This window comes from Streptomyces sporangiiformans, assembly GCF_005768555.2.
Taxonomy (GTDB): Bacteria; Actinomycetota; Actinomycetes; order Streptomycetales; family Streptomycetaceae; genus Streptomyces; species Streptomyces sporangiiformans.
The window spans coordinates 55,170-75,342 of sequence record NZ_VCHX02000153.1 but is presented as its reverse complement, the minus strand read 5'-3'; the positions used below and the strand labels follow the sequence as shown (position 1 = coordinate 75,342).

At 67.7% G+C, this 20,173-nt stretch carries 13 protein-coding genes; 7 read left to right on the top strand and 6 right to left on the bottom strand.

Translation table 11 applies throughout. The features are described from left to right. Positions 1-63 precede the first annotated feature (63 nt). Complete coding sequence (locus FGD71_RS24205) at positions 64-3,963, top strand: DNA-directed RNA polymerase subunit beta' (RefSeq protein WP_119102613.1); 3,900 nt, start codon at positions 64-66, stop codon at positions 3,961-3,963. A gap of 63 nt (positions 3,964-4,026) precedes the next feature. Here the strand turns inward: FGD71_RS24205 and FGD71_RS24200 are convergent, their stop codons facing one another. The 6 genes from FGD71_RS24200 to FGD71_RS24175 form a co-directional block, all read right to left on the bottom strand. Beyond that, on the bottom strand, positions 4,027-5,046 hold the full coding sequence (locus FGD71_RS24200) for a M48 family metalloprotease (protein ID WP_119102612.1): 1,020 nt from the start codon (positions 5,044-5,046) through the stop codon (positions 4,027-4,029). Positions 5,047-5,090: 44 nt separating this feature from the next. Beyond that, entirely contained in the window at positions 5,091-5,651 is a 561-nt protein-coding gene (locus tag FGD71_RS24195; protein WP_219925798.1) for a Pycsar system effector family protein, read from the bottom strand. Beyond that, the gene (locus tag FGD71_RS24190) at positions 5,648-6,805 is read right to left on the bottom strand and encodes a hypothetical protein (RefSeq protein WP_119102611.1); all 1,158 of its coding nucleotides are present in this window, start codon (positions 6,803-6,805) and stop codon (positions 5,648-5,650) included. The genes FGD71_RS24195 and FGD71_RS24190 overlap by 4 nt, the downstream gene beginning before the upstream one ends. Before the next feature lie 70 nt (positions 6,806-6,875). Next, positions 6,876-9,086 carry a hypothetical protein gene (locus tag FGD71_RS24185; RefSeq protein ID WP_119102610.1) on the bottom strand — a complete coding sequence of 737 codons (2,211 nt, stop codon included), beginning with the start codon at positions 9,084-9,086 and terminating at the stop codon, positions 6,876-6,878. Further along, positions 9,083-9,910, bottom strand: a complete 828-nt coding sequence (locus FGD71_RS24180) for a hypothetical protein (protein WP_119102609.1) — start codon at positions 9,908-9,910, stop codon at positions 9,083-9,085. Before FGD71_RS24180 ends, FGD71_RS24185 begins: the two co-directional genes overlap by 4 nt. 165 nt (positions 9,911-10,075) lie before the next feature. After that, positions 10,076-10,789: a Crp/Fnr family transcriptional regulator gene (locus FGD71_RS24175; RefSeq protein WP_119102608.1), complete on the bottom strand. Its 714-nt coding sequence runs from the start codon at positions 10,787-10,789 to the stop codon at positions 10,076-10,078. A 421-nt stretch (positions 10,790-11,210) separates the two neighbouring features. On the opposite strand from FGD71_RS24175, the gene rpsL reads away from it, so the two are divergent. The 6 genes from rpsL (at position 11,211) to FGD71_RS24145 (ending at position 20,055) form a co-directional block, all read left to right on the top strand. Next, positions 11,211-11,582 carry a 30S ribosomal protein S12 gene (rpsL, locus tag FGD71_RS24170; protein ID WP_003948652.1) on the top strand — a complete coding sequence of 124 codons (372 nt, stop codon included), beginning with the start codon at positions 11,211-11,213 and terminating at the stop codon, positions 11,580-11,582. A 2-nt stretch (positions 11,583-11,584) separates the two neighbouring features. After that, positions 11,585-12,055 (top strand): 30S ribosomal protein S7, encoded by a 471-nt coding sequence (gene rpsG / locus FGD71_RS24165; RefSeq protein ID WP_003998848.1) that lies wholly within the window; start codon positions 11,585-11,587, stop codon positions 12,053-12,055. Between the two features lie 39 nt (positions 12,056-12,094). Further along, entirely contained in the window at positions 12,095-14,221 is a 2,127-nt protein-coding gene (gene fusA, locus FGD71_RS24160; protein WP_119102607.1) for an elongation factor G, read from the top strand. A gap of 166 nt (positions 14,222-14,387) precedes the next feature. Then, the gene (gene tuf / locus FGD71_RS24155) at positions 14,388-15,581 is read left to right on the top strand and encodes an elongation factor Tu (RefSeq protein ID WP_119102606.1); all 1,194 of its coding nucleotides are present in this window, start codon (positions 14,388-14,390) and stop codon (positions 15,579-15,581) included. Between the two features lie 217 nt (positions 15,582-15,798). Then, on the top strand, positions 15,799-18,942 hold the full coding sequence (locus FGD71_RS24150) for a glycosyl hydrolase 115 family protein (RefSeq protein WP_119102605.1): 3,144 nt from the start codon (positions 15,799-15,801) through the stop codon (positions 18,940-18,942). A 51-nt stretch (positions 18,943-18,993) separates the two neighbouring features. Beyond that, positions 18,994-20,055, top strand: a complete 1,062-nt coding sequence (locus FGD71_RS24145) for an endo-1,4-beta-xylanase (protein ID WP_119102604.1) — start codon at positions 18,994-18,996, stop codon at positions 20,053-20,055. The last annotated feature ends 118 nt before the right edge of the window (positions 20,056-20,173 follow it).

Sequence of the window (20,173 nt, the reverse complement as noted above, 5' to 3'; positions counted from 1 at the left end):
CCGGCCCCCCGACCCGTACAGACCATGATTGAGACACGACCCCGAAAGAGGGATTGACGACAAGTGCTCGACGTCAACTTCTTCGACGAGCTGCGGATCGGCCTGGCGACCGCGGACGACATCCGACAGTGGTCCCACGGCGAGGTCAAGAAGCCGGAGACCATCAACTACCGCACGCTCAAGCCCGAAAAGGACGGACTCTTCTGCGAGAAGATCTTCGGTCCGACCCGGGACTGGGAGTGCTACTGCGGCAAGTACAAGCGTGTCCGCTTCAAGGGCATCATCTGCGAGCGCTGCGGCGTCGAGGTCACTCGCGCCAAGGTGCGTCGTGAGCGGATGGGCCACATTGAGCTGGCCGCTCCCGTCACCCACATCTGGTACTTCAAGGGCGTTCCGTCGCGGCTGGGCTACCTGCTCGACCTCGCCCCGAAGGACCTCGAGAAGGTCATCTACTTCGCCGCGTACATGATCACGTACGTGGACGAGGAGCGCCGTACGCGCGACCTGCCCTCGCTGGAGGCGCACGTCTCCGTCGAGCGTCAGCAGATCGAGAACCGTCGCGACGCCGACCTCGAGGCCCGCGCCAAGAAGCTCGAGACCGACCTGGCCGAGCTCGAGGCCGAGGGCGCCAAGGCCGACGTGCGCCGCAAGGTGCGCGAAGGTGCCGAGCGGGAGATGAAGCAGCTGCGTGACCGCGCGCAGCGCGAGATCGACCGTCTCGACGAGGTGTGGACCCGTTTCAAGAACCTCAAGGTCCAGGACCTGGAGGGCGACGAGCTCCTCTACCGCGAGCTGCGTGACCGCTTCGGCACGTACTTCGACGGTTCGATGGGTGCCGCGGCGCTGCAGAAGCGCCTGGAGTCCTTCGACCTCGACGAGGAGGCCGAGCGCCTCCGCGAGATCATCCGTACCGGCAAGGGGCAGAAGAAGACCCGTGCGCTCAAGCGCCTCAAGGTCGTCTCCGCGTTCCTGCAGACCAGCAACAGCCCCAAGGGCATGGTGCTCGACTGCGTGCCGGTGATCCCGCCGGACCTGCGTCCGATGGTGCAGCTGGACGGTGGCCGCTTCGCGACCTCCGACCTGAACGACCTGTACCGCCGTGTGATCAACCGCAACAACCGTCTGAAGCGGCTTCTCGACCTCGGCGCGCCCGAGATCATCGTGAACAACGAGAAGCGCATGCTCCAGGAGGCCGTCGACGCGCTCTTCGACAACGGCCGTCGTGGTCGCCCGGTCACGGGCCCCGGCAACCGTCCGCTGAAGTCGCTGTCCGACATGCTCAAGGGCAAGCAGGGTCGCTTCCGTCAGAACCTGCTCGGTAAGCGAGTCGACTACTCGGCGCGTTCCGTGATCGTCGTCGGCCCGCAGCTGAAGCTGCACCAGTGCGGTCTGCCGAAGGCGATGGCGCTGGAGCTCTTCAAGCCGTTCGTGATGAAGCGGCTCGTGGACCTCAACCACGCGCAGAACATCAAGAGCGCCAAGCGCATGGTGGAGCGCGGCCGCACCGTCGTGTACGACGTCCTCGAAGAGGTCATCGCCGAGCACCCGGTGCTGCTGAACCGTGCGCCCACCCTGCACCGCCTCGGCATCCAGGCCTTCGAGCCGCAGCTGGTCGAGGGCAAGGCCATTCAGATCCACCCGCTCGTCTGCACCGCGTTCAACGCGGACTTCGACGGTGACCAGATGGCCGTGCACCTGCCGCTGTCCGCGGAGGCGCAGGCCGAGGCCCGCATCCTGATGCTGTCCTCGAACAACATCCTCAAGCCCGCTGACGGCCGTCCGGTGACGATGCCGACCCAGGACATGGTCCTCGGTCTGTTCTTCCTCACCACCGACGGCGAGATGCGGGACGTCAAGGGCGAGGGCCGGTCCTTCGGTTCCGCCGCCGAGGCGATCATGGCCTTCGACGCGGGCGAGCTCTCGCTCCAGTCGAAGATCGACATCCGCTTCCCCGTCGGCACCATCCCGCCGCGTGGCTGGACCCCGCCGGCACGGGAAGAGGGCGAGCCGGAGTGGCAGCAGGGTGACAGCTTCCGGCTGAACACCACGCTGGGCCGTGCGCTCTTCAACGAGCTGCTGCCCGAGGACTACCCGTTCGTCGACTACGAGGTCGGCAAGAAGCAGCTCTCCGAGATCGTCAACGACCTCGCCGAGCGCTACCCCAAGGTCATCGTGGCGGCGACGCTCGACAACCTGAAGGCGGCCGGCTTCTACTGGGCGACCCGTTCCGGCGTCACCGTCGCCATCTCCGACGTCGTCGTTCCCGAGGCGAAGAAGGAGATCGTCAAGGGCTACGAGGCGCAGGACGAGAAGGTCCAGAAGCAGTACGAGCGCGGTCTGATCACCAAGGACGAGCGCACGCAGGAGCTCATCGCGATCTGGACCAAGGCGACCAACGAGGTCGCCGAGGCGATGAACGACAACTTCCCGAAGACCAACCCGATCTTCATGATGGTGAACTCGGGCGCCCGAGGGAACATGATGCAGATGCGTCAGATCGCCGGTATGCGTGGTCTGGTGTCGAACGCCAAGAACGAGACCATCCCGCGGCCCATCAAGGCGTCGTTCCGTGAGGGTCTCTCCGTGCTGGAGTACTTCATCTCCACGCACGGTGCCCGTAAGGGTCTGGCGGACACCGCTCTGCGTACGGCCGACTCGGGTTACCTGACCCGTCGTCTGGTCGACGTCTCCCAGGACGTCATCATCCGCGAGGAGGACTGCGGCACCGACCGTGGCCTCAGGCTGCAGATCGCGGAGCGGGACGCGGCGGGCAACCTGCTCAAGGCGGACAACGTCGAGACCAGCGTGTACGCACGTGCGCTGGCCGAGGACATCGTCGCCGACGGCAAGGTGCTGGCCCCGGCCAACACCGACCTGGGCGACGTGCTCATCGACGAACTGGTCCGCCACGGCGTCGCGGAGGTCAAGACCCGCTCGGTCCTGACCTGTGAGTCCGCCGTCGGTACCTGCGCCATGTGCTACGGCCGTTCGCTGGCCACCGGCAAGCTGGTCGACATCGGTGAGGCGGTCGGCATCATCGCCGCCCAGTCCATCGGTGAGCCCGGCACGCAGCTGACGATGCGTACCTTCCACACCGGTGGTGTGGCCGGTGACGACATCACCCAGGGTCTGCCCCGTGTCGTCGAGCTCTTCGAGGCTCGTACGCCTAAGGGTGTCGCCCCGATCTCCGAGGCCTCCGGCCGCGTCCGGATCGAGGAGACCGAGAAGACCAAGAAGATCGTCGTCACCCCGGACGACGGCAGCGACGAGACGGCGTTCCCGATCTCGAAGCGTGCCCGTCTGCTCGTGGGCGAGGGCGACCACGTCGAGGTGGGCCAGAAGCTCACCGTGGGTGCCACCAACCCGCACGACGTGCTGCGCATCCTCGGTCAGCGGGCCGTTCAGGTCCACCTGGTCGGCGAGGTGCAGAAGGTCTACAACTCGCAGGGTGTGTCGATCCACGACAAGCACATCGAGATCATCATCCGGCAGATGCTCCGCCGCGTGACGATCATCGAGTCCGGCGACGCCGAGCTGCTGCCCGGCGAGCTCGTGGAGCGCTCGAAGTTCGAGACCGAGAACCGTCGTGTGGTCCAGGAAGGCGGCCACCCGGCCTCCGGCCGTCCGCAGCTGATGGGTATCACCAAGGCCTCGCTGGCCACCGAGTCGTGGCTGTCGGCGGCGTCCTTCCAGGAGACGACCAGGGTCCTCACGGACGCGGCGATCAATGCCAAGTCCGACTCCCTGATCGGCCTCAAGGAGAACGTCATCATCGGTAAGCTCATCCCGGCCGGTACGGGCCTGTCCCGCTACCGCAACATCCGGGTCGAGCCGACCGAGGAGGCCAAGGCCGCGATGTACTCGGCCGTCGGCTACGACGACATCGACTACTCGCCGTTCGGCACGGGCTCCGGCCAGGCCGTTCCGCTGGAGGACTACGACTACGGTCCGTACAACCAGTAAGCGAGCGTCTGCTTGAGTTGAAGGGCGGTCACCCCTCGGGGTGGCCGCCCTTCGGCGTTGCCGCTACCGGCGCGGCTGCAGGTACGGCCTCAGACGATGCAGCCGGGTCGGGTAGTCGGGATGCGTCGAGAGCAGCCGGGCGAACAGCCCGGGTTCGGCGGGCCGTGCCCCGGCGGCGGCCAGAGCCTGCCGCTTGGCCTCGGTCTCGGTCGCATGCATGGTCTGCAGCACCTGCGCGAGCATCGGGCCGAAGCCCAGCGCGGCGGCGTGCCGGTCCGCGCGCAGCTCGGCCCGGCGTCCCACGGCCGCGATCAGATACGGGGTCACCAGCAGCACGAGGGGGAGACCGTAGAGCTGTGTGATCGTGGAGTACGTGACGATGCCGATCACGAACACCAGTACCGCGGTCGCCAGCCAGGAGAAGTAGCTGGTGAGCGCCACGGCGAACACGACGACCAGCCGGATGACGTACCACGCGGCGCGACCCGGCAGCGCGTACCAGTAGCCCAGCAGCGAGGTCCACACGTGGCCGCCGGTGTGGTGCCCCAGTTCGTGCGCGAGGACCGCGGCGAGCTGGGAGCTCGACAGGTGGTCCAGGGCGAACCGGGTGACACCCACGATGTGCCCGGCGGCCGCGTACGCGTTGAGGTCCTGGCTGTCCTCGACCCACAGCTCGTACGTCCGGCCGTCGACGCCGGCGCGTGCGGTCACCTCGCGCCAGACGGGATCGAGGCGTGCGTACTCCTCGGGCATGGGGCGTTGCAGCCGCAGGAGGTAGCGGGCGAGGAAGTCCTCGGTGGGGCGGTGGAAGACCAAGGCCCCGGAGGCCAGCCAGATCAGCGGCGGTATCCACAGCGGGACCCCCAGCCAGGCGTCGAGGCCGCCGGATATCAGGAGGAGCACCAGCAGGCTCATCACCGTGCCGGGGAGGTGGAGGACGAGCTGGCCGAAGGCCGTGGCATCGACGCCGCGCTGGTGGGCGGCGAAGTGGAGCCGGCCGCTCTTGTGGCGGTAGTCGAGGTCGTCTCGCGCCTCGTCGGTGTCTTGGGGTTCCGGGTGCGGGGGATCGGTCGGGTACGGCATGGTCAGCCTCCGAGAGGGGGACGTCACTTCGCGGTACGGGGACGTCAGCCGATGAGCAGGGAGCCGGGGAGCAGCACAACGGCGGCGCCGAAGGCGATCAGCCCGGTGCGTATCCACTGGTGTTTGCGCGCGGCGATACGGCTGTTCTCGGTCAGGGCCGCGATCGCGCCGGCCGCCGGGACACTCTCGGTCTCGGCCAGTGCTTGCGCCAAGTGGCCGCTGAGCGCGGCCTGTTGGATGTCACCGAAGTACGACAACGGGGTGCCCGGTGCCCACCTGCGGCTGCCGTAGCGCGGCAGTACGGCCATGAGCAGCGCGAGAAGTGCCAGGGCCAGCGCGAACACGCCTGACCACCACGCCGAACCGCCGAGCGCGGAGAGGTCGGCCGGTGTCCACTCTCGCGTGGCCAGCAGTCCGCTGAAGACGCCCGCGGCCACGCCGAGGGCAGCCACCAGTACGGCTGCTTTGGCGTCCGCGCGGGCGATCTCGGAGCGCAGGTCGGCGAGCAGGTGTTCCGCTGTGCCGAAGCCCGGCGCGGGCACGGCCACGGGGACCGGCGGGGGAACCGGCGCGGGAACGCGAATCCGGGAGTCCGCGCCGGTCATGAGGGGGAGTCCTCTCGCGGCGCCACCTCTGATGACGGTGAGAGGGTACCCGGCGGGGGAGCCGGCGACTGGCCTTGAGGTATCCCCGGAAGGCGCTGGTTGAAGATCTCGTACAAGGCCTCCAGGGCCATCTGCTTGGGTGCTTCCAGCTCGTAGTCCTCGGCGCCGTCGCCGCCCAGCAGCTGTTTCACCAGCTCCATCTTGGATTCGATCAGCCGGAGTTGATCGTCGCGCATGCTGTTGATGACGAGCTTCGAGTCCTCGGGATGCGCGTTGAGATGCATGGCCCAGGCCCGGACGCCGCCTTCTTCCAGGTACTTCTGGTAGTGCTCGATCTTCTCGGCCTCCTCCCGCTGGAGCTCTGTCTGATGACGGATCCGCAGCAGGTCCTGCTCCTGCTGCCACCTCTGTCGCTGGAGCGTGAGCTCCTGGTCCAGCCGGCCGTGATCCATGGCCCGCCCGACCTGGAGTTCGTCCTGGTGGCGGGTGCGCCGGTCGAGCGCGATGTCGTACTCGATACCGCTCTGCTCGGTGCGTATCTGCTCGGCGGAGGCATGCTCGATGGACTGCAGGCGTTGCTGGTGGTCGATCTCCTGCTGATCACGGCGGAGCCGCAGCGTCCAGATCACAGTCAGACCGGCGGTCGCACCGGGCGAGGCCTGCCCGGCAAGGACGCTGAGCAACTCCGCCTCGGCTCTGGCGCTGTCATGAATGGCGAAGCGGCGGGTGAGGGGGCGAGCGGCCTGCTGCAGTTCGCCGAGAAGCAGGACCGGCACGTCCCGGTGGCCGCTCCGCACGAAGGCGGCAGGATCGACCACCTGCCAGGACAGATCGACGGCGGCCGTGAACTCGAAGGCGTCGTTGTCGCTGGGCAGGCAGAGTTCGGCCTGGTGGGGGTGGACGCCCATGTCCACCTCGTACACCGCGGTGTAGCGCTTCGTGGCCACCTCTCCGCGGCTCGGCCGCAGGGGCGGCGGATAGGCCTCGTATCCGCCCTTGGAGGTGGAGAAGACCAGGGCGTGATCGATTCGGGTCAGGGACCGGCGGGAGAACCCGAACCGCGAGAGCTGCCGCACGGTGATGACGGGATCGACCAGGGGTGAGTGCCGGCCGGCGGGTTGCTGCCAGTCCGGCGGCTGGCGGAAGTCAGCCATGACGCTTGCCTCCTTGGCGGGTTCGTACGTCGACGGGGTGGGGCGTGCGGTTCGATGGCTCAACGGCCGTTCAGTGGCGGGCCGAAAGAGTGGTGAGCAGACGGGCCGCGACGTCCGGCGGGGGCGGACTGTCCTCGCCGCGCATGGTGCGCAGCAGATGACTCAGGCGCTGGTGTTCGGCAGCGGTGCCGGCCAGGCTCGGCAGCAGGCGGGCGAGCGCCCTTTCCGCCTCGGGGTCCCGGTCGGCGGTATGGATCCACGCGGTCAGCTCCTCGAGCGCGTCCCGCGTGTGCCGGCGGTCGTCGAGCGCCGCGCGCCAGAGCCGTGCGATGCCCCCGGCCGCGCGGCCGCCGTCCGCCGCCGAGGTGGCGTACCAGTCGAGAACCAGCGGCTGCCCGTGCCGCTCGTCGTCCTTTCGCCGCCGACACGCGCTGAGGAAGCCGCTCAGGGCGAGGTCGTGGACGGCCCGGTCGTCGTCGAGCGTGCGCAGCAGTTCAGTGAGGACCTGGTCACCGGCGGGCGAGAGCAGCAGCAACTCCACCGACTGCGCGAGCTGTTTCACCATGAGATCGTCAACGCCGTCCCCGTCCCCGTCACCGTCCCTGTTGCTGTCGCCGTCGTGCCCCGGTCGTTCGTACTGCTTGCGGATGGCGTTCCGGAGCGCGGCGAGTGTCTGTTCCGGCCGCTCCGCGCCGATCAGCCCGTACGCGCGGATCGCCACCCAGCACATGCCTTCGTCGTCGCTCTCGCACCAGGCGTCGAGGATGCGCGGGATGTTGGGTGCGTCGAGCAGATGCGCGAGTGTCAACGCGTTGACGGCGACGAGGCGTCGGCGGAACAGGCGGGACGTGGCCCATGGTTCGATGACCAGGGCCATGGTGGAGGGCAGGTCCGTGTACGCGAGGACGGCGACGGTCGACGCCGCGCGGGTGCGGACCAGGGGCCTTCCGTCGTCGGCGAGCCGCTGGAGCCAGTGGACCAGGGCGGGCCGGGCCGAGGGGTGGCCGGTCCACACCTCGCGCAGCAGGACGAGCGAGACGCGGTCGTCGCGGAAGGCGGCCTTGGACTGGATGACCGGGCCCCACTCCGTACTCTCCTCCTCCTTGAAGCGCTCGGCGCGCGCGAGTTGCAGGCGCTTGCCGATATGTGTCCCGAAGACGGGGACCCGCGGGCGGACAGCGGAGTTCTCGGTGCCCTGGAGGAAGGCGTAGAGCAGGTCGCTCAGCTCGGCCGTGAGGGCGTACGGGCCTCCGTCGAAGGCGGCCAGCGCGACGAGGAACGCCTTGTCCCGCAAGGGGACCTGCTCCTCGTCCTCCTCGAACCACTCCTGGACCTGGTTTTCGAGGCTGAACAGCGAGAAGTTCCTGACGGCTGCCTCGTCGACCTCCCCGTCCGCGTACCGCTTGAGGGTCTTCGCGAACTCCGCGACTTCGCGCAACTGGTGGTCGCGTCCGAGGAATTCCGCGACAGCGGGCAGCGTCAGCAGCCGGTGTGCCGTGGCCTCGTCGGTCAGCACACGCAGGTGCGCCGTCAGCACGTCGCCGGGGCTCGGCGGCTTCCAGCGGACGGGGGAAATGTCCTCCAGGGCCGCCGTGGGGCCGACGGTGATGACCAAGTAGCCGTCGTCCTTGGACAGTTGATCGCGAGCGGCGAGGAGATGCGGTTCCCGCAGCGGCTGGTCGCGGCGGGTGGTCAGATCGCACAGCACATATCCGCGCGCCGGGTGCTTGTCGTCGCTGAGCTGCTGGACGAGCTGCTCCGGAGTGGTGTCGCGGACCAGGGTGCGGACCGGGGACACACCGAGGCGGTGGAGCAGCATCAGGGCGGCGGTACGCCGGCCGGTGAAGTGGGGGCCGGAGAGTACGACGACACGTTCCGTACGAAGCCGTGTCACAAGGCCCTCGAAGACGCTCTCTTCGGCGACGAAGTACGGGGCGAGACGGTCCAGCGTCGCTGGTGGCACCTCGCCGGAGCCATGGCCGCCCGCGGCGGAGACCCCGAAGTGATAGATCTCCGTCTTGCCGCCCATGATCACGTCTCCGGCGACCAGGCCGCCGGACACGCCGTGCTGGTCTCCGGCGACCAGGCTGCCGCCGAAGCGCGAGTTGGCGCCGACGTGCATGGACTTCGGGCTGTGGTCCACCAGGTCCCGTCGGGCGGACCACGCGTCCTGCGGTCGATCCTGTTCTTCCTCCTTGTTCTCGGCGTGTTCGGTGTTCTTGGTGGTCTCGGCGTTGTCGGCGTGCTCGGTGCTCTCGGAATCCGGGGCTTCGGTCGTCATTCCCGCTCACCCCGTCCGCCGGAGCCGCTGCCTCCGAGGTGCACATCTCCGTGCACGGTTCCGCCGGACACACCGTGCTGGTCGCCGTTCACGAAGCTGCCGCCGAAGGAAGGGGAGCCGCCGAAGAAGTTGACGGAGGCGGGGGCGGAGGCGGGGCTGGAAGACGCGGCCGGTTGGCTCGGCGCGGCGGGTTGATCCTCGGCGCCCTCGGCGACATCGGGAACGTCGGCGACCTCGGCGGCTTTCGCGTCCTCAGGCACCGGCCCGTGCAGCCACGCCCGCAGGGGCCCGTTCTTGCTGGACATCGTGACCGCGTGGAAGTCGTCCCTGGGGATGCCCGGATAGTCGTGCTGGACGATTCCGTGGTGCACGCTCTCCGAGACGCACAGGGCGAAGTCGTCCGGGCGCTCCCTCAGCGCCGTGCGCAGGACGGCGCCGTCGAGCAGCCGGCAGGCGTGGTTGAGGTCGGATCCGACCCAGCCGTCGAGCTCGTCGATCGCGACGTACCCGGTGGCGAGCACGGCTCGCAGCCTGATCTGCGCGGACTTCGACGCCGTGCGGTTCACCGCACGCAGTTCCACAGGCGCCTCGGTCAGCAGGGCGCGGAGCAGCGCGGTCATCGAGGCACCGGCGTCGATCAGCTCCATGACCGAGTCGCCGCGGTCGGCGCGCAGGCGCCGGGTCTCATCGATGCCGGCGCTTTCCAGAACGCGGTCCGTGATGCCGTAGAGCATGCGGCGCAGATACGCCTGCTCCACATCGTCCCGGTCGCTGTACTTCTCAATGTCGAGCAGAAGGATCGTCCTGCTCACGGGGTCGGTCATGGTCACCTCTCGGCCGGGGAAGCTGTGCCGTGCAGCAGCTTGGCGACGAACGGCCCGGAGCCGTGAGGGAGGATGACGCACTCGAACTGTGACCGTGTGCACTGAAGCGCCCGGGCTGAAGCGCCCGGGCTGAAGCGCCCGGGCTGAAGTCCCTGGGCTGAGAGCTCAGAAATCCGGATGCTCGGAGCGGGCGATGCGGCGCAGGATGTCCGGACGGGCGATGAGCAGCGTGCGTCGGCCGGTGGTCACCACCTGGCGCGTGCGCAGCTCTTTCAGCAAGCGCTGGACCATCTCGCGGGACGCGCCGACGGATCCGGCCAGCTCCTGCTTGCTCAGGGGCACGGAGAGCTCGATGCCCTCGGCGGTACGACGGCCATGGGCGCGGGCCAGGTCCAGCAGCAGGACGGCGAATCGTTCCCGCACGCTCATGGACGCGAACTCCAGCCGCCGTCGGTCGGCCGCGCGTGTGCGGTCGGACGTGAGGCCGAGCAGAGCGAACGACACCGCGGGCGAGTGGGTGAGGAAGTCGGTGAAGCGCTCGCGTTCCACTGCGACCGCGCGCACCTGTTCCAGCGCGGTCACCGTCGCCGAGCGCGGTCGCCCGGTCAGCGCGGCGGACTCGCCGATGATGTCGCCGGGACCACGCAGCGCGAGCAGCGCCTCATAACCGTTGGGTGCGGCCGCGGTCACCTTGGACCAGCCCTCGACGACGAGGAGGACATGCGACGACGGTTCGCGCTCATGCAGGATCACGACACGGGGCGAGAAACCCAGCTCGTGTCCCAGTGCCAGCAGCGCCGTGCGCTCCTCGCGCTCCAGCCGGGCCAGAAAGGGCACCTGGTCGTCCAGGCCCCCGCCCGGTAAGTACGCCTCCGTCATACGGCCCCCGATCGTCACGCAGCGGACCGATCAAGGTACTGAATGTGCGTATGGCATGAACACCCAATGCGTGTGCAGGGGCTCACAAACGGAAACACGAGGGGGCGCTTCGGGCGCACTTCGGGTGCATTGGGAGGGCACTCGGGTCGTGATTCGCCGCCGAGAAGTCCGGCGTGTCGCGCTGGACTGCATTTGTTTTGACCGAAGTCCCTGAGGTAGGTACGCTCAGACCTTGTGCCTGGGGTGTGCCCTGGCTCCCGTGCGTGCCTTCAGACCGCAGAGGGAGCCGTCACTGGCCACCGTAATTTTGCGCCCTTTTCGCCTTGCGGCGGGAGTCTGCAGGATTCGACACACCCGACCGCGTGGGTCGGCGACGTTCCAGGTTAGCTTTACGATTCGGCACACAGAAACCGGAGAAGTAGTGCCTACGATCCAGCAGCTGGTCCGGAAGGGCCGGCAGGACAAGGTCGAGAAGAACAAGACGCCCGCACTTGAGGGTTCCCCTCAGCGCCGTGGCGTCTGCACGCGTGTGTTCACGACCACCCCGAAGAAGCCGAACTCGGCCCTGCGTAAGGTCGCGCGTGTGCGTCTGACCAGCGGGATCGAGGTCACCGCTTACATTCCGGGTGAGGGACACAACCTGCAGGAGCACTCCATCGTGCTCGTGCGCGGCGGCCGTGTGAAGGACCTGCCGGGTGTTCGCTACAAGATCATCCGTGGCTCCCTCGACACCCAGGGTGTCAAGAACCGCAAGCAGGCCCGTTCCCGCTACGGCGCCAAGAAGGAGAAGTAAGAATGCCTCGTAAGGGCCCCGCCCCGAAGCGCCCGGTCATCATCGACCCGGTCTACGGTTCTCCTCTTGTCACGTCGCTCATCAACAAGGTGCTGCTGAACGGCAAGCGCTCCACCGCCGAGCGCATCGTCTACGGCGCCATGGAGGGCCTGCGCGAGAAGACCGGCAACGACCCGGTCATCACGCTGAAGCGCGCTCTCGAGAACATCAAGCCGACCCTCGAGGTCAAGTCCCGCCGTGTCGGTGGCGCCACCTACCAGGTGCCGGTCGAGGTCAAGCCCGGCCGCGCCAACACCCTGGCGCTGCGCTGGCTGGTCGGTTACTCCCGCGCCCGTCGCGAGAAGACCATGACCGAGCGTCTGCTCAACGAACTTCTCGACGCCTCGAACGGCCTCGGCGCGGCCGTCAAGAAGCGCGAGGACACCCACAAGATGGCCGAGTCCAACAAGGCCTTCGCGCACTACCGCTGGTAGTCGCTACCCACATCGAGACCGAGAGAAGACTGAAGCCTTATGGCTACCACTTCACTTGACCTGGCCAAGGTCCGCAACATCGGGATCATGGCCCACATCGACGCGGGCAAGACGACCACCACCGAGCGGATCCTGTTCTACACCGGCGTTTCTTACAAGATCGGTGAGGTCCACGACGGCGCTGCCACCATGGACTGGATGGAGCAGGAGCAGGAGCGTGGTATCACCATCACGTCTGCTGCGACCACCTGCCACTGGCCGCTCGAGGACAACGACTACACCATCAACATCATCGACACCCCGGGTCACGTCGACTTCACCGTCGAGGTGGAGCGCTCGCTGCGCGTGCTCGACGGTGCCGTGACGGTGTTCGACGGTGTCGCTGGTGTCGAGCCCCAGTCCGAGACGGTGTGGCGTCAGGCCGACCGTTACGGCGTGCCCCGTATCTGCTTCGTCAACAAGCTGGACCGTACCGGCGCCGAGTTCCACCGCTGCGTGGACATGATCTCGGACCGTCTGGGCGCCCAGCCGCTCGTCATGCAGCTGCCGATCGGTGCCGAGGCCGACTTCAAGGGCGTTGTGGACCTGGTCCGCATGAAGGCGCTCGTGTGGTCCGCCGAGGCGGCGAAGGGCGAGATGTACGACACCGTCGACATCCCGGCCACGCACGCCGAGGCCGCCGAGGAGTGGCGCGGCAAGCTGCTCGAGGCCGTGGCGGAGAACGACGAAGAGATCATGGAGCTGTACCTGGAGGGCGAGGAGCCCACCGAGGAGCAGCTGTACGCCGCGATCCGTCGCATCACCATCGCGTCCGGCAAGTCCAGCGACACCACGGTCACCCCGGTGTTCTGTGGCACCGCGTTCAAGAACAAGGGCGTCCAGCCCCTGCTCGACGCGGTTGTGCGCTACCTGCCCACTCCGCTGGACGTCGAGGCCATCGAGGGCCACGACGTCAAGGACCCGGAGCTGGTCGTCAAGCGCAAGCCGTCCGACGAGGAGCCGCTGTCCGCGCTTGCGTTCAAGATCATGAGCGACCCGCACCTCGGCAAGCTCACCTTCGTCCGGGTCTACTCGGGCCGCCTCCAGTCCGGCACCGCGGTGCTGAACTCGGTCAAGGGCAAGAAGGAGCGCATCGGCAAGATCTACCGCATGCACGCGAACAAGCGTGAGGAGATCGAGTCGGTGGGCGCCGGCGACATCGTCGCCGTCATGGGCCTGAAGCAGACCACCACCGGTGAGACGCTGAGCGACGACAAGAACCCGGTCATCCTGGAGTCCATGGACTTCCCGGCGCCGGTGATCCAGGTCGCGATCGAGCCCAAGTCCAAGGGTGACCAGGAGAAGCTGGGTGTCGCCATCCAGCGTCTCGCGGAGGAGGACCCCTCCTTCCAGGTCCACTCGGACGAGGAGACCGGCCAGACCATCATCGGCGGTATGGGCGAGCTGCACCTCGAGGTGCTGGTCGACCGTATGCGCCGTGAGTTCAAGGTCGAGGCCAACGTCGGCAAGCCGCAGGTCGCCTACCGCGAGACGATCCGCAAGGCCGTCGAGCGCGTCGACTACACGCACAAGAAGCAGACCGGTGGTACCGGTCAGTTCGCCAAGGTGCAGATCGCGATCGAGCCGATCGAGGGCGGCGACGCCTCGTACGAGTTCGTGAACAAGGTGACCGGTGGCCGTATCCCGAAGGAGTACATCCCTTCGGTCGACGCCGGTGCGCAGGAGGCCATGCAGTTCGGCATCCTGGCGGGCTACGAGATGACGGGCGTCCGCGTCACGCTCATCGACGGTGCCTACCACGAGGTCGACTCCTCCGAGCTCGCGTTCAAGATCGCCGGTTCGCAGGCCTTCAAGGAGGCCGCGCGCAAGGCCAGCCCCGTGCTGCTCGAGCCGATGATGGCCGTCGAGGTCACCACGCCCGAGGACTACATGGGCGACGTCATCGGTGACATCAACTCCCGCCGTGGTCAGATTCAGGCCATGGAGGAGCGTGCCGGTGCCCGCGTCGTGAAGGGCCTGGTTCCGCTGTCGGAGATGTTCGGCTACGTCGGCGACCTCCGCAGCAAGACGTCGGGTCGCGCGAGCTACTCGATGCAGTTCGACTCCTACGCCGAGGTTCCGCGGAACGTCGCCGAGGAGATCATCGCGAAGGCCAAGGGCGAGTAACTCACCGAGTCAGACTCAACCGAGTTCACACCTTAGGCTTGACTCCGGAGCCTGCTGGGGCATTCCGCCAGAACCGCGGCGGAATGCCCTGGGCCCCGGCTTTCCAGCAAAGATCACCTGGCGCCGATGAGTAAGGCGTACAGAACCACTCCACAGGAGGACCCCAGTGGCGAAGGCGAAGTTCGAGCGGACTAAGCCGCACGTCAACATCGGCACCATCGGTCACATCGACCACGGTAAGACGACCCTCACGGCCGCCATTACCAAGGTGCTGCACGACGCGTACCCGGACCTGAACGAGGCCTCGGCCTTCGACCAGATCGACAAGGCTCCTGAAGAGCGCCAGCGCGGTATCACCATCTCCATCGCGCACGTCGAGTACCAGACCGAGACGCGTCACTACGCCCACGTCGACTGCCCCGGTCACGCGGACTACATCAAGAACATGATCACGGGTGCGGCGCAGATGGACGGCGCCATCCTCGTTGTCGCCGCCACGGACGGCCCGATGCCGCAGACCAAGGAGCACGTGCTCCTGGCCCGCCAGGTCGGCGTTCCGTACATCGTCGTCGCCCTGAACAAGGCCGACATGGTGGACGACGAGGAGATCCTGGAGCTCGTCGAGCTCGAGGTCCGTGAGCTGCTGTCCGAGTACGAGTTCCCGGGCGACGACCTGCCGGTCATCAAGGTCTCGGCGCTCAAGGCTCTCGAGGGCGACAAGGAGTGGGGCAACTCCGTCCTCGAGCTCATGAACGCCGTCGACACCGCGATCCCGGAGCCGGAGCGCGACGTCGACAAGCCGTTCCTGATGCCGATCGAGGACGTCTTCACGATCACCGGTCGCGGTACGGTCGTCACCGGCCGTATCGAGCGTGGTGTCCTCAAGGTCAACGAGACCGTCGACATCATCGGCATCAAGACCGAGAAGACCACCACCACGGTCACCGGCATCGAGATGTTCCGCAAGCTGCTCGACGAGGGCCAGGCCGGTGAGAACGTCGGTCTGCTGCTCCGTGGCATCAAGCGCGAGGACGTCGAGCGCGGCCAGGTCATCATCAAGCCGGGCTCGGTCACCCCGCACACCGAGTTCGAGGCGCAGGCCTACATCCTGTCCAAGGACGAGGGTGGCCGCCACACGCCGTTCTTCAACAACTACCGTCCGCAGTTCTACTTCCGTACGACTGACGTGACCGGTGTTGTGACCCTCCCCGAGGGCACGGAGATGGTCATGCCGGGCGACAACACTGAGATGAAGGTCGAGCTCATCCAGCCCGTCGCCATGGAGGAGGGCCTGAAGTTCGCCATCCGTGAGGGTGGCCGGACCGTGGGCGCCGGCCAGGTCACCAAGATCAACAAGTAAGTCCGCTTACTTGAAGGTCGCCTGACCTGGTAGCTCCTCGCGAGCTCCTTGAAGGGGCCCGCACGACTTCGGTCGTGCGGGCCCCTTTGCTGTTACGAAACTATTCGACGGTTACGACCCATTCCCCCCAGGCGTCCCTCGCTCCACTATTTGTCATGCCGCTGAGCAAATTGACGTGGAGGGTGTGGTCGTGGAAGGGCGTCTCAGTCGTAGATCCGTGTTAGGGGCAGCCGGCGCCGGGCTCGCCGGTGCCGGCCTCGTCGGCGTGCCCGCGCTGTCAGGGGTCGCGTGGGCGAAGGGGGATGGTGGGACCGGGGGTAGTGCAGAGCGTGGTGCCGAGGTTGGTGCTCCCCGTCCTACGGATCCGGGGGCGTACATCTCCTTCGTTCCGAGGGCGGGCGCCTTTCCTCTCGTAGGAGGCGGGCGTGCTGTTCCGGTCCTGGTCAGCGGTGAGGACCACCCGGGAGTCGTGCGCGTCGCGAAGGACCTGCGGGAGGACATCGAGCGTGTCACGGGCGTACGTCCGGGCGACTCGGCCGCGCGCGAGGTCGTGCTCGTGGGCACCATCGGCCGCAGTCCGCTGGTCGACGGGCTGATCGCCGCCGGAAAGCTCGATGTCACGGGTGTGCGGGGCAGGTGGGAGACCTCCCTGCAGGCCGTCGTCGAACGGCCGATGCCCGGGGTGGAGCGGGCGTTCGTCGTCGCGGGCAGCGATCCGCGGGGGACGATCTTCGGGGCGTACGACGTCTCGTACGGGATCGGGGTCTCGCCCTGGTACTGGTGGGACGACGTGCGGCCGGTGCGTCGCGACGAGGTGTACGCGCTGCCGGGGCGGCACACGCAGGGCACGCCCGCCGTGAAGTACCGGGGCGTCTTCATCAATGACGAGAATCCGGCCCTCGGTACCTGGGCGCCCGCGTACTTCGGGCCCGGCAAGGCGCCGGGCCACGCAGGAGGCTTCAACGCGGACTTCTACGCGAAGGTCTTCGAGGGGCTGCTGCGGCTGAAGGCGAACTACCTGTGGCCGGCGGTGTGGGGGCGGGCCTTCGCCGAGGACGATCCGGAGAACCACGCGCGCGCCAAGGAATATGGGATTGTCATGGGCACGTCTCATGAGGCGCCCATGATGCGGGGCATCGAGGAGTGGAACCGGCATGCGGTGCCCGCGGTGCGCGACAGCTCCGGTGATGTGATCACCCCGGGCCGCGACCCCTACGGCGGCACGGGGGAGTGGTCGTACCGGCGCAACGCCGCTGCCATCAAGGCGTACTGGCGCGACGGCATCCGGCGCATGGTGGACCAGGACTTCGAAGGCGTGGTCACCCTCGGGATGCGCGGCAACGGCGACACCAGCCTGCCGGACGGCGACGGCATCGAGCTCATGCAGGAGATCATCGCGACACAGCGGGAGATCATCGCGGAGGTCACCGGGAAGCCGCTCTCCGAGGTGCCGCAGGTGTGGACGCTCTACAAGGAGGTCCAGCGCTACTGGGACCGAGGGCTCCGGGCGCCGGACGACGTGACGGTCGTCCTGACGGACGACAACTGGGGCAACATCCGCAAGCACCCTGATCCGGCGGAGCCCGCGCGCGGCGGCGGCTACGGGCTCTACTACCACTTCGACTACGTGGGCGTGGGCCGCAACTACAAGTGGGTCGACACCACGTCCTTGCCGAACATGTGGGACCAGCTCCACCAGGCCGTCGAGTACGGCAATCACGGGCTGTGGGTCACGAACGTCGGAGACCTCAAGGGGAACGAACTGCCGACGGAGTTCTTTCTCAACTACGCCTGGGATCCAAAGCGTTGGCCGCTGGAAAGCCTGGGTGAGTGGGAACGGCGGTACGCGCGGCAGAACTTCGGCGCGGCAGAGGCGGCGGAGATGGCGTCGGTGTTGGCCACGTACGCGCAACTCCAGTCGCGCCGCAAGCCCGAGCTGCTCAACCGCCGTATCACGCTGGACGGTTCGGACGGTTCGAAGGTCGTGTACGACGACAAGGCCACGCCTTTCTACTTCGGGCATCGTGAGCTGGAGCGGGTCACCGAGGAGTGGCGGCGGCTGGCGAAGGAGGCGGAACGGATCGGCCGTCGGCTGCCGGCCGAGGATCAGGACGCCTGGTACGAACTCGTCGGGTACGAGGTACGGGCGACGGCCAACGTGTACGAGCTGCGCGAGGCGGAGTTCATGAATCTGCTGTACGCGGCGCAGGGCCGGGCGGCGACGAACGACCTGGCGGCTGCGGCGGAGGCCGGGCTGGAGCGGGACTTCGCGTTCGCGGAACGCTTCAACTCCCAAGTGGCGAACGGGAAATGGCGCGGCTTCCAGACACAGCCGCACATCGGATACGGGGACATCGAGCGCTACGGCCCGAACGCGCCCTGGCAGCAGCCGGAGCGGAACCATGTGGCGCTGCCCGATGAGATCTTTCCGGCGGTGAAGCGGATCGACGTACCGGCGGCGGCGGAGATGGGGGTGGCGGTCGACGGTTCGGAGTCGGGGGAGTGGTGGCCGCAGACCTCGGAGGAGGCTGTACTGCCGGTCTTCAGCCCGTACCAGACCCGGCCGGCTCAGTACATCGAGGTCTTCAACCGGGGCAGGACCGCCTTCGACTACCGGATCACGCCGTCCGTGCCCTGGCTGCGGGTGGACCGTCCGCGCGGCCGGGTGGACAAGCAGGTACGGGTGAGTTTGACCGTGGACTGGGCGAAGGCTCCCCGTGGCCGCACGGAGGCGTCGGTGACCGTGGAGGGAGCGGGCGCCGAGGTGACGGTCAAGGTGGTCGCCGAGCATCCGTCCCCGCGCGGGCTGCGCGGTTTCGTGGAGGCGGGCGGATATGTGGCCGTCGACGCCGACCACTACACGCGCGCGGTCGGCTCCCGGGCCCGGGGCATCCGCTGGCAGCGCATCGACCGGATCGGCCGTACGGGCGCGGGCATGACGCCGTTCCCGGTGACGGCTCCCCGGCAGAGGCCGGGTGGGGGCTCGCCCAGGCTGGAGTACGAGGTGAGCGTGTTCGCCTCCGGCCCGGTGACGGTCTGGGCGTACCTCTCCCCACGGAACCCTGCCCTGCCGACGGGAGGGCTGAGGTACGCGGTCTCGTTCGACGAGGACACCCCGCAGACCGTCGACATCCACGCGGCCACGGGGGCGGACGACGGCCTGATGAACATGCAGTGGGCCCGCAACACGTCGGACAACGTCAACGTGACGTCGACCCGGCACACGATCGGGGCTGCCGGTGTGCACCGGCTGAAGTTCTGGATGGTCGATCCGACGGTGGTGCTGCAGCGCCTGGTGATCGATACGGGTGGGCTGACGCCGACGTATCTCGGGCCGCTGGAGAGCCACCGCGTCCGCTGACCCGTACTCCGTAGTCCGCACTCATCGCCGTACTCACTGGAAGGACCGCACATGAAGCACTTCCGCATGCCCTTTGTGGGCCTGCTCAGCGCGACGCTGCTGTTCACGGGCGTCTCGGGCGTACAGACGGCCTCAGCGCACGAGGCCCCGCTCAGAACGCTCGCCGACCGCGCGGACCTGCGCATCGGCACGGCCGTGGACATGGCCGCGCTGGCCGACGACAGCACGTATCGCAGAAGAACGGCCCGGGAGTTCAACTCCGTCACCGCCGAGAACGTCATGAAGTGGGAGGTCGTCGAGCCCACGCGCGGTACGTACGACTGGTCGGGCGCCGACGCCTTGGTCCGCTTCGCCCGCGATCGGGGCCAGGCGGTCCGCGGCCACACGCTGGTCTGGCACAGCCAGCTGCCCGGCTGGCTGACGTCGGGAGTGGCGGACGGCACGATCGACGCGGCGGAACTGCGAGGGATCCTGCGGAAGCACATCTCCACGGAGGTCAAGCGGTACAAGGGCAAGATCTACCAGTGGGATGTGGTGAACGAGGTCTTCGAGGAGGACGGTTCGCTGCGGAACTCCATCTGGCTGCAGAAGCTCGGCCCGTCCTACATCGCCGACGCCTTCCGCTGGGCCCACGCGGCCGACCCTAAGGCGAAGCTCTTCCTGAACGACTACAACGTGGAAGGGATCAACGCGAAGTCCACCGCGTACTACGACCTGGCGAAGCGGCTGCGGGCGGAGGGCGTTCCGGTGCAGGGCTTCGGTGTCCAGGGGCATCTGGCGATCCAGTACGGCTTCCCGGGCAATGTCGAGGGGAACCTCGCGCGCTTCGCCGCCCTGGGCATGCAGACGGCCTTCACTGAGGTGGACGTCCGCATGATCCTGCCGTCCGATCCGGAGAAGTCGGCGAAGCAGGCGACATACTTCCGAGGCCTGCTGGACGCCTGCCTGGGCACGCGCAGCTGCAAGTCCTTCACCGTCTGGGGCTACACGGACAAGTACTCGTGGGTGCCGGGGGTCTTCGCGGGGCAGGGAGCGGCGACGCTGCTGGACGAGGAGTTCGGGGCGAAGCCGGCGTATGCGGCGGTTCGGGAAGGGCTGGCGGCGGGCCGCTGAACCGATGAGCAGGCGGGCGGTGCCCGTCCCGCCCCTGTCGGCGAATCCGCCGGCGGCGCGCGATCCAGGCATGCAGTCCGCGAAAGCGTGAACACTTTCCCGGAAAGTGTTCACGCTT

Bases quoted from the DNA above. Each gene is read 5' to 3' on its own strand.
- FGD71_RS24200 (WP_119102612.1), bottom strand. From the start codon at position 5,046: ATGCCGTACCCGACCGATCCCCCGCACCCGGAACCCCAAGACACCGAC.
- FGD71_RS24195 (WP_219925798.1), bottom strand. From the start codon at position 5,651: ATGACCGGCGCGGACTCCCGGATTCGCGTTCCCGCGCCGGTTCCCCCG.
- FGD71_RS24190 (WP_119102611.1), bottom strand. From the start codon at position 6,805: ATGGCTGACTTCCGCCAGCCGCCGGACTGGCAGCAACCCGCCGGCCGG.
- FGD71_RS24185 (WP_119102610.1), bottom strand. From the start codon at position 9,086: ATGACGACCGAAGCCCCGGATTCCGAGAGCACCGAGCACGCCGACAAC.
- FGD71_RS24180 (WP_119102609.1), bottom strand. From the start codon at position 9,910: ATGACCGACCCCGTGAGCAGGACGATCCTTCTGCTCGACATTGAGAAG.
- FGD71_RS24175 (WP_119102608.1), bottom strand. From the start codon at position 10,789: ATGACGGAGGCGTACTTACCGGGCGGGGGCCTGGACGACCAGGTGCCC.
- rpsG (WP_003998848.1), top strand. From the start codon at position 11,585: ATGCCTCGTAAGGGCCCCGCCCCGAAGCGCCCGGTCATCATCGACCCG.
- fusA (WP_119102607.1), top strand. From the start codon at position 12,095: ATGGCTACCACTTCACTTGACCTGGCCAAGGTCCGCAACATCGGGATC.
- FGD71_RS24145 (WP_119102604.1), top strand. From the start codon at position 18,994: ATGAAGCACTTCCGCATGCCCTTTGTGGGCCTGCTCAGCGCGACGCTG.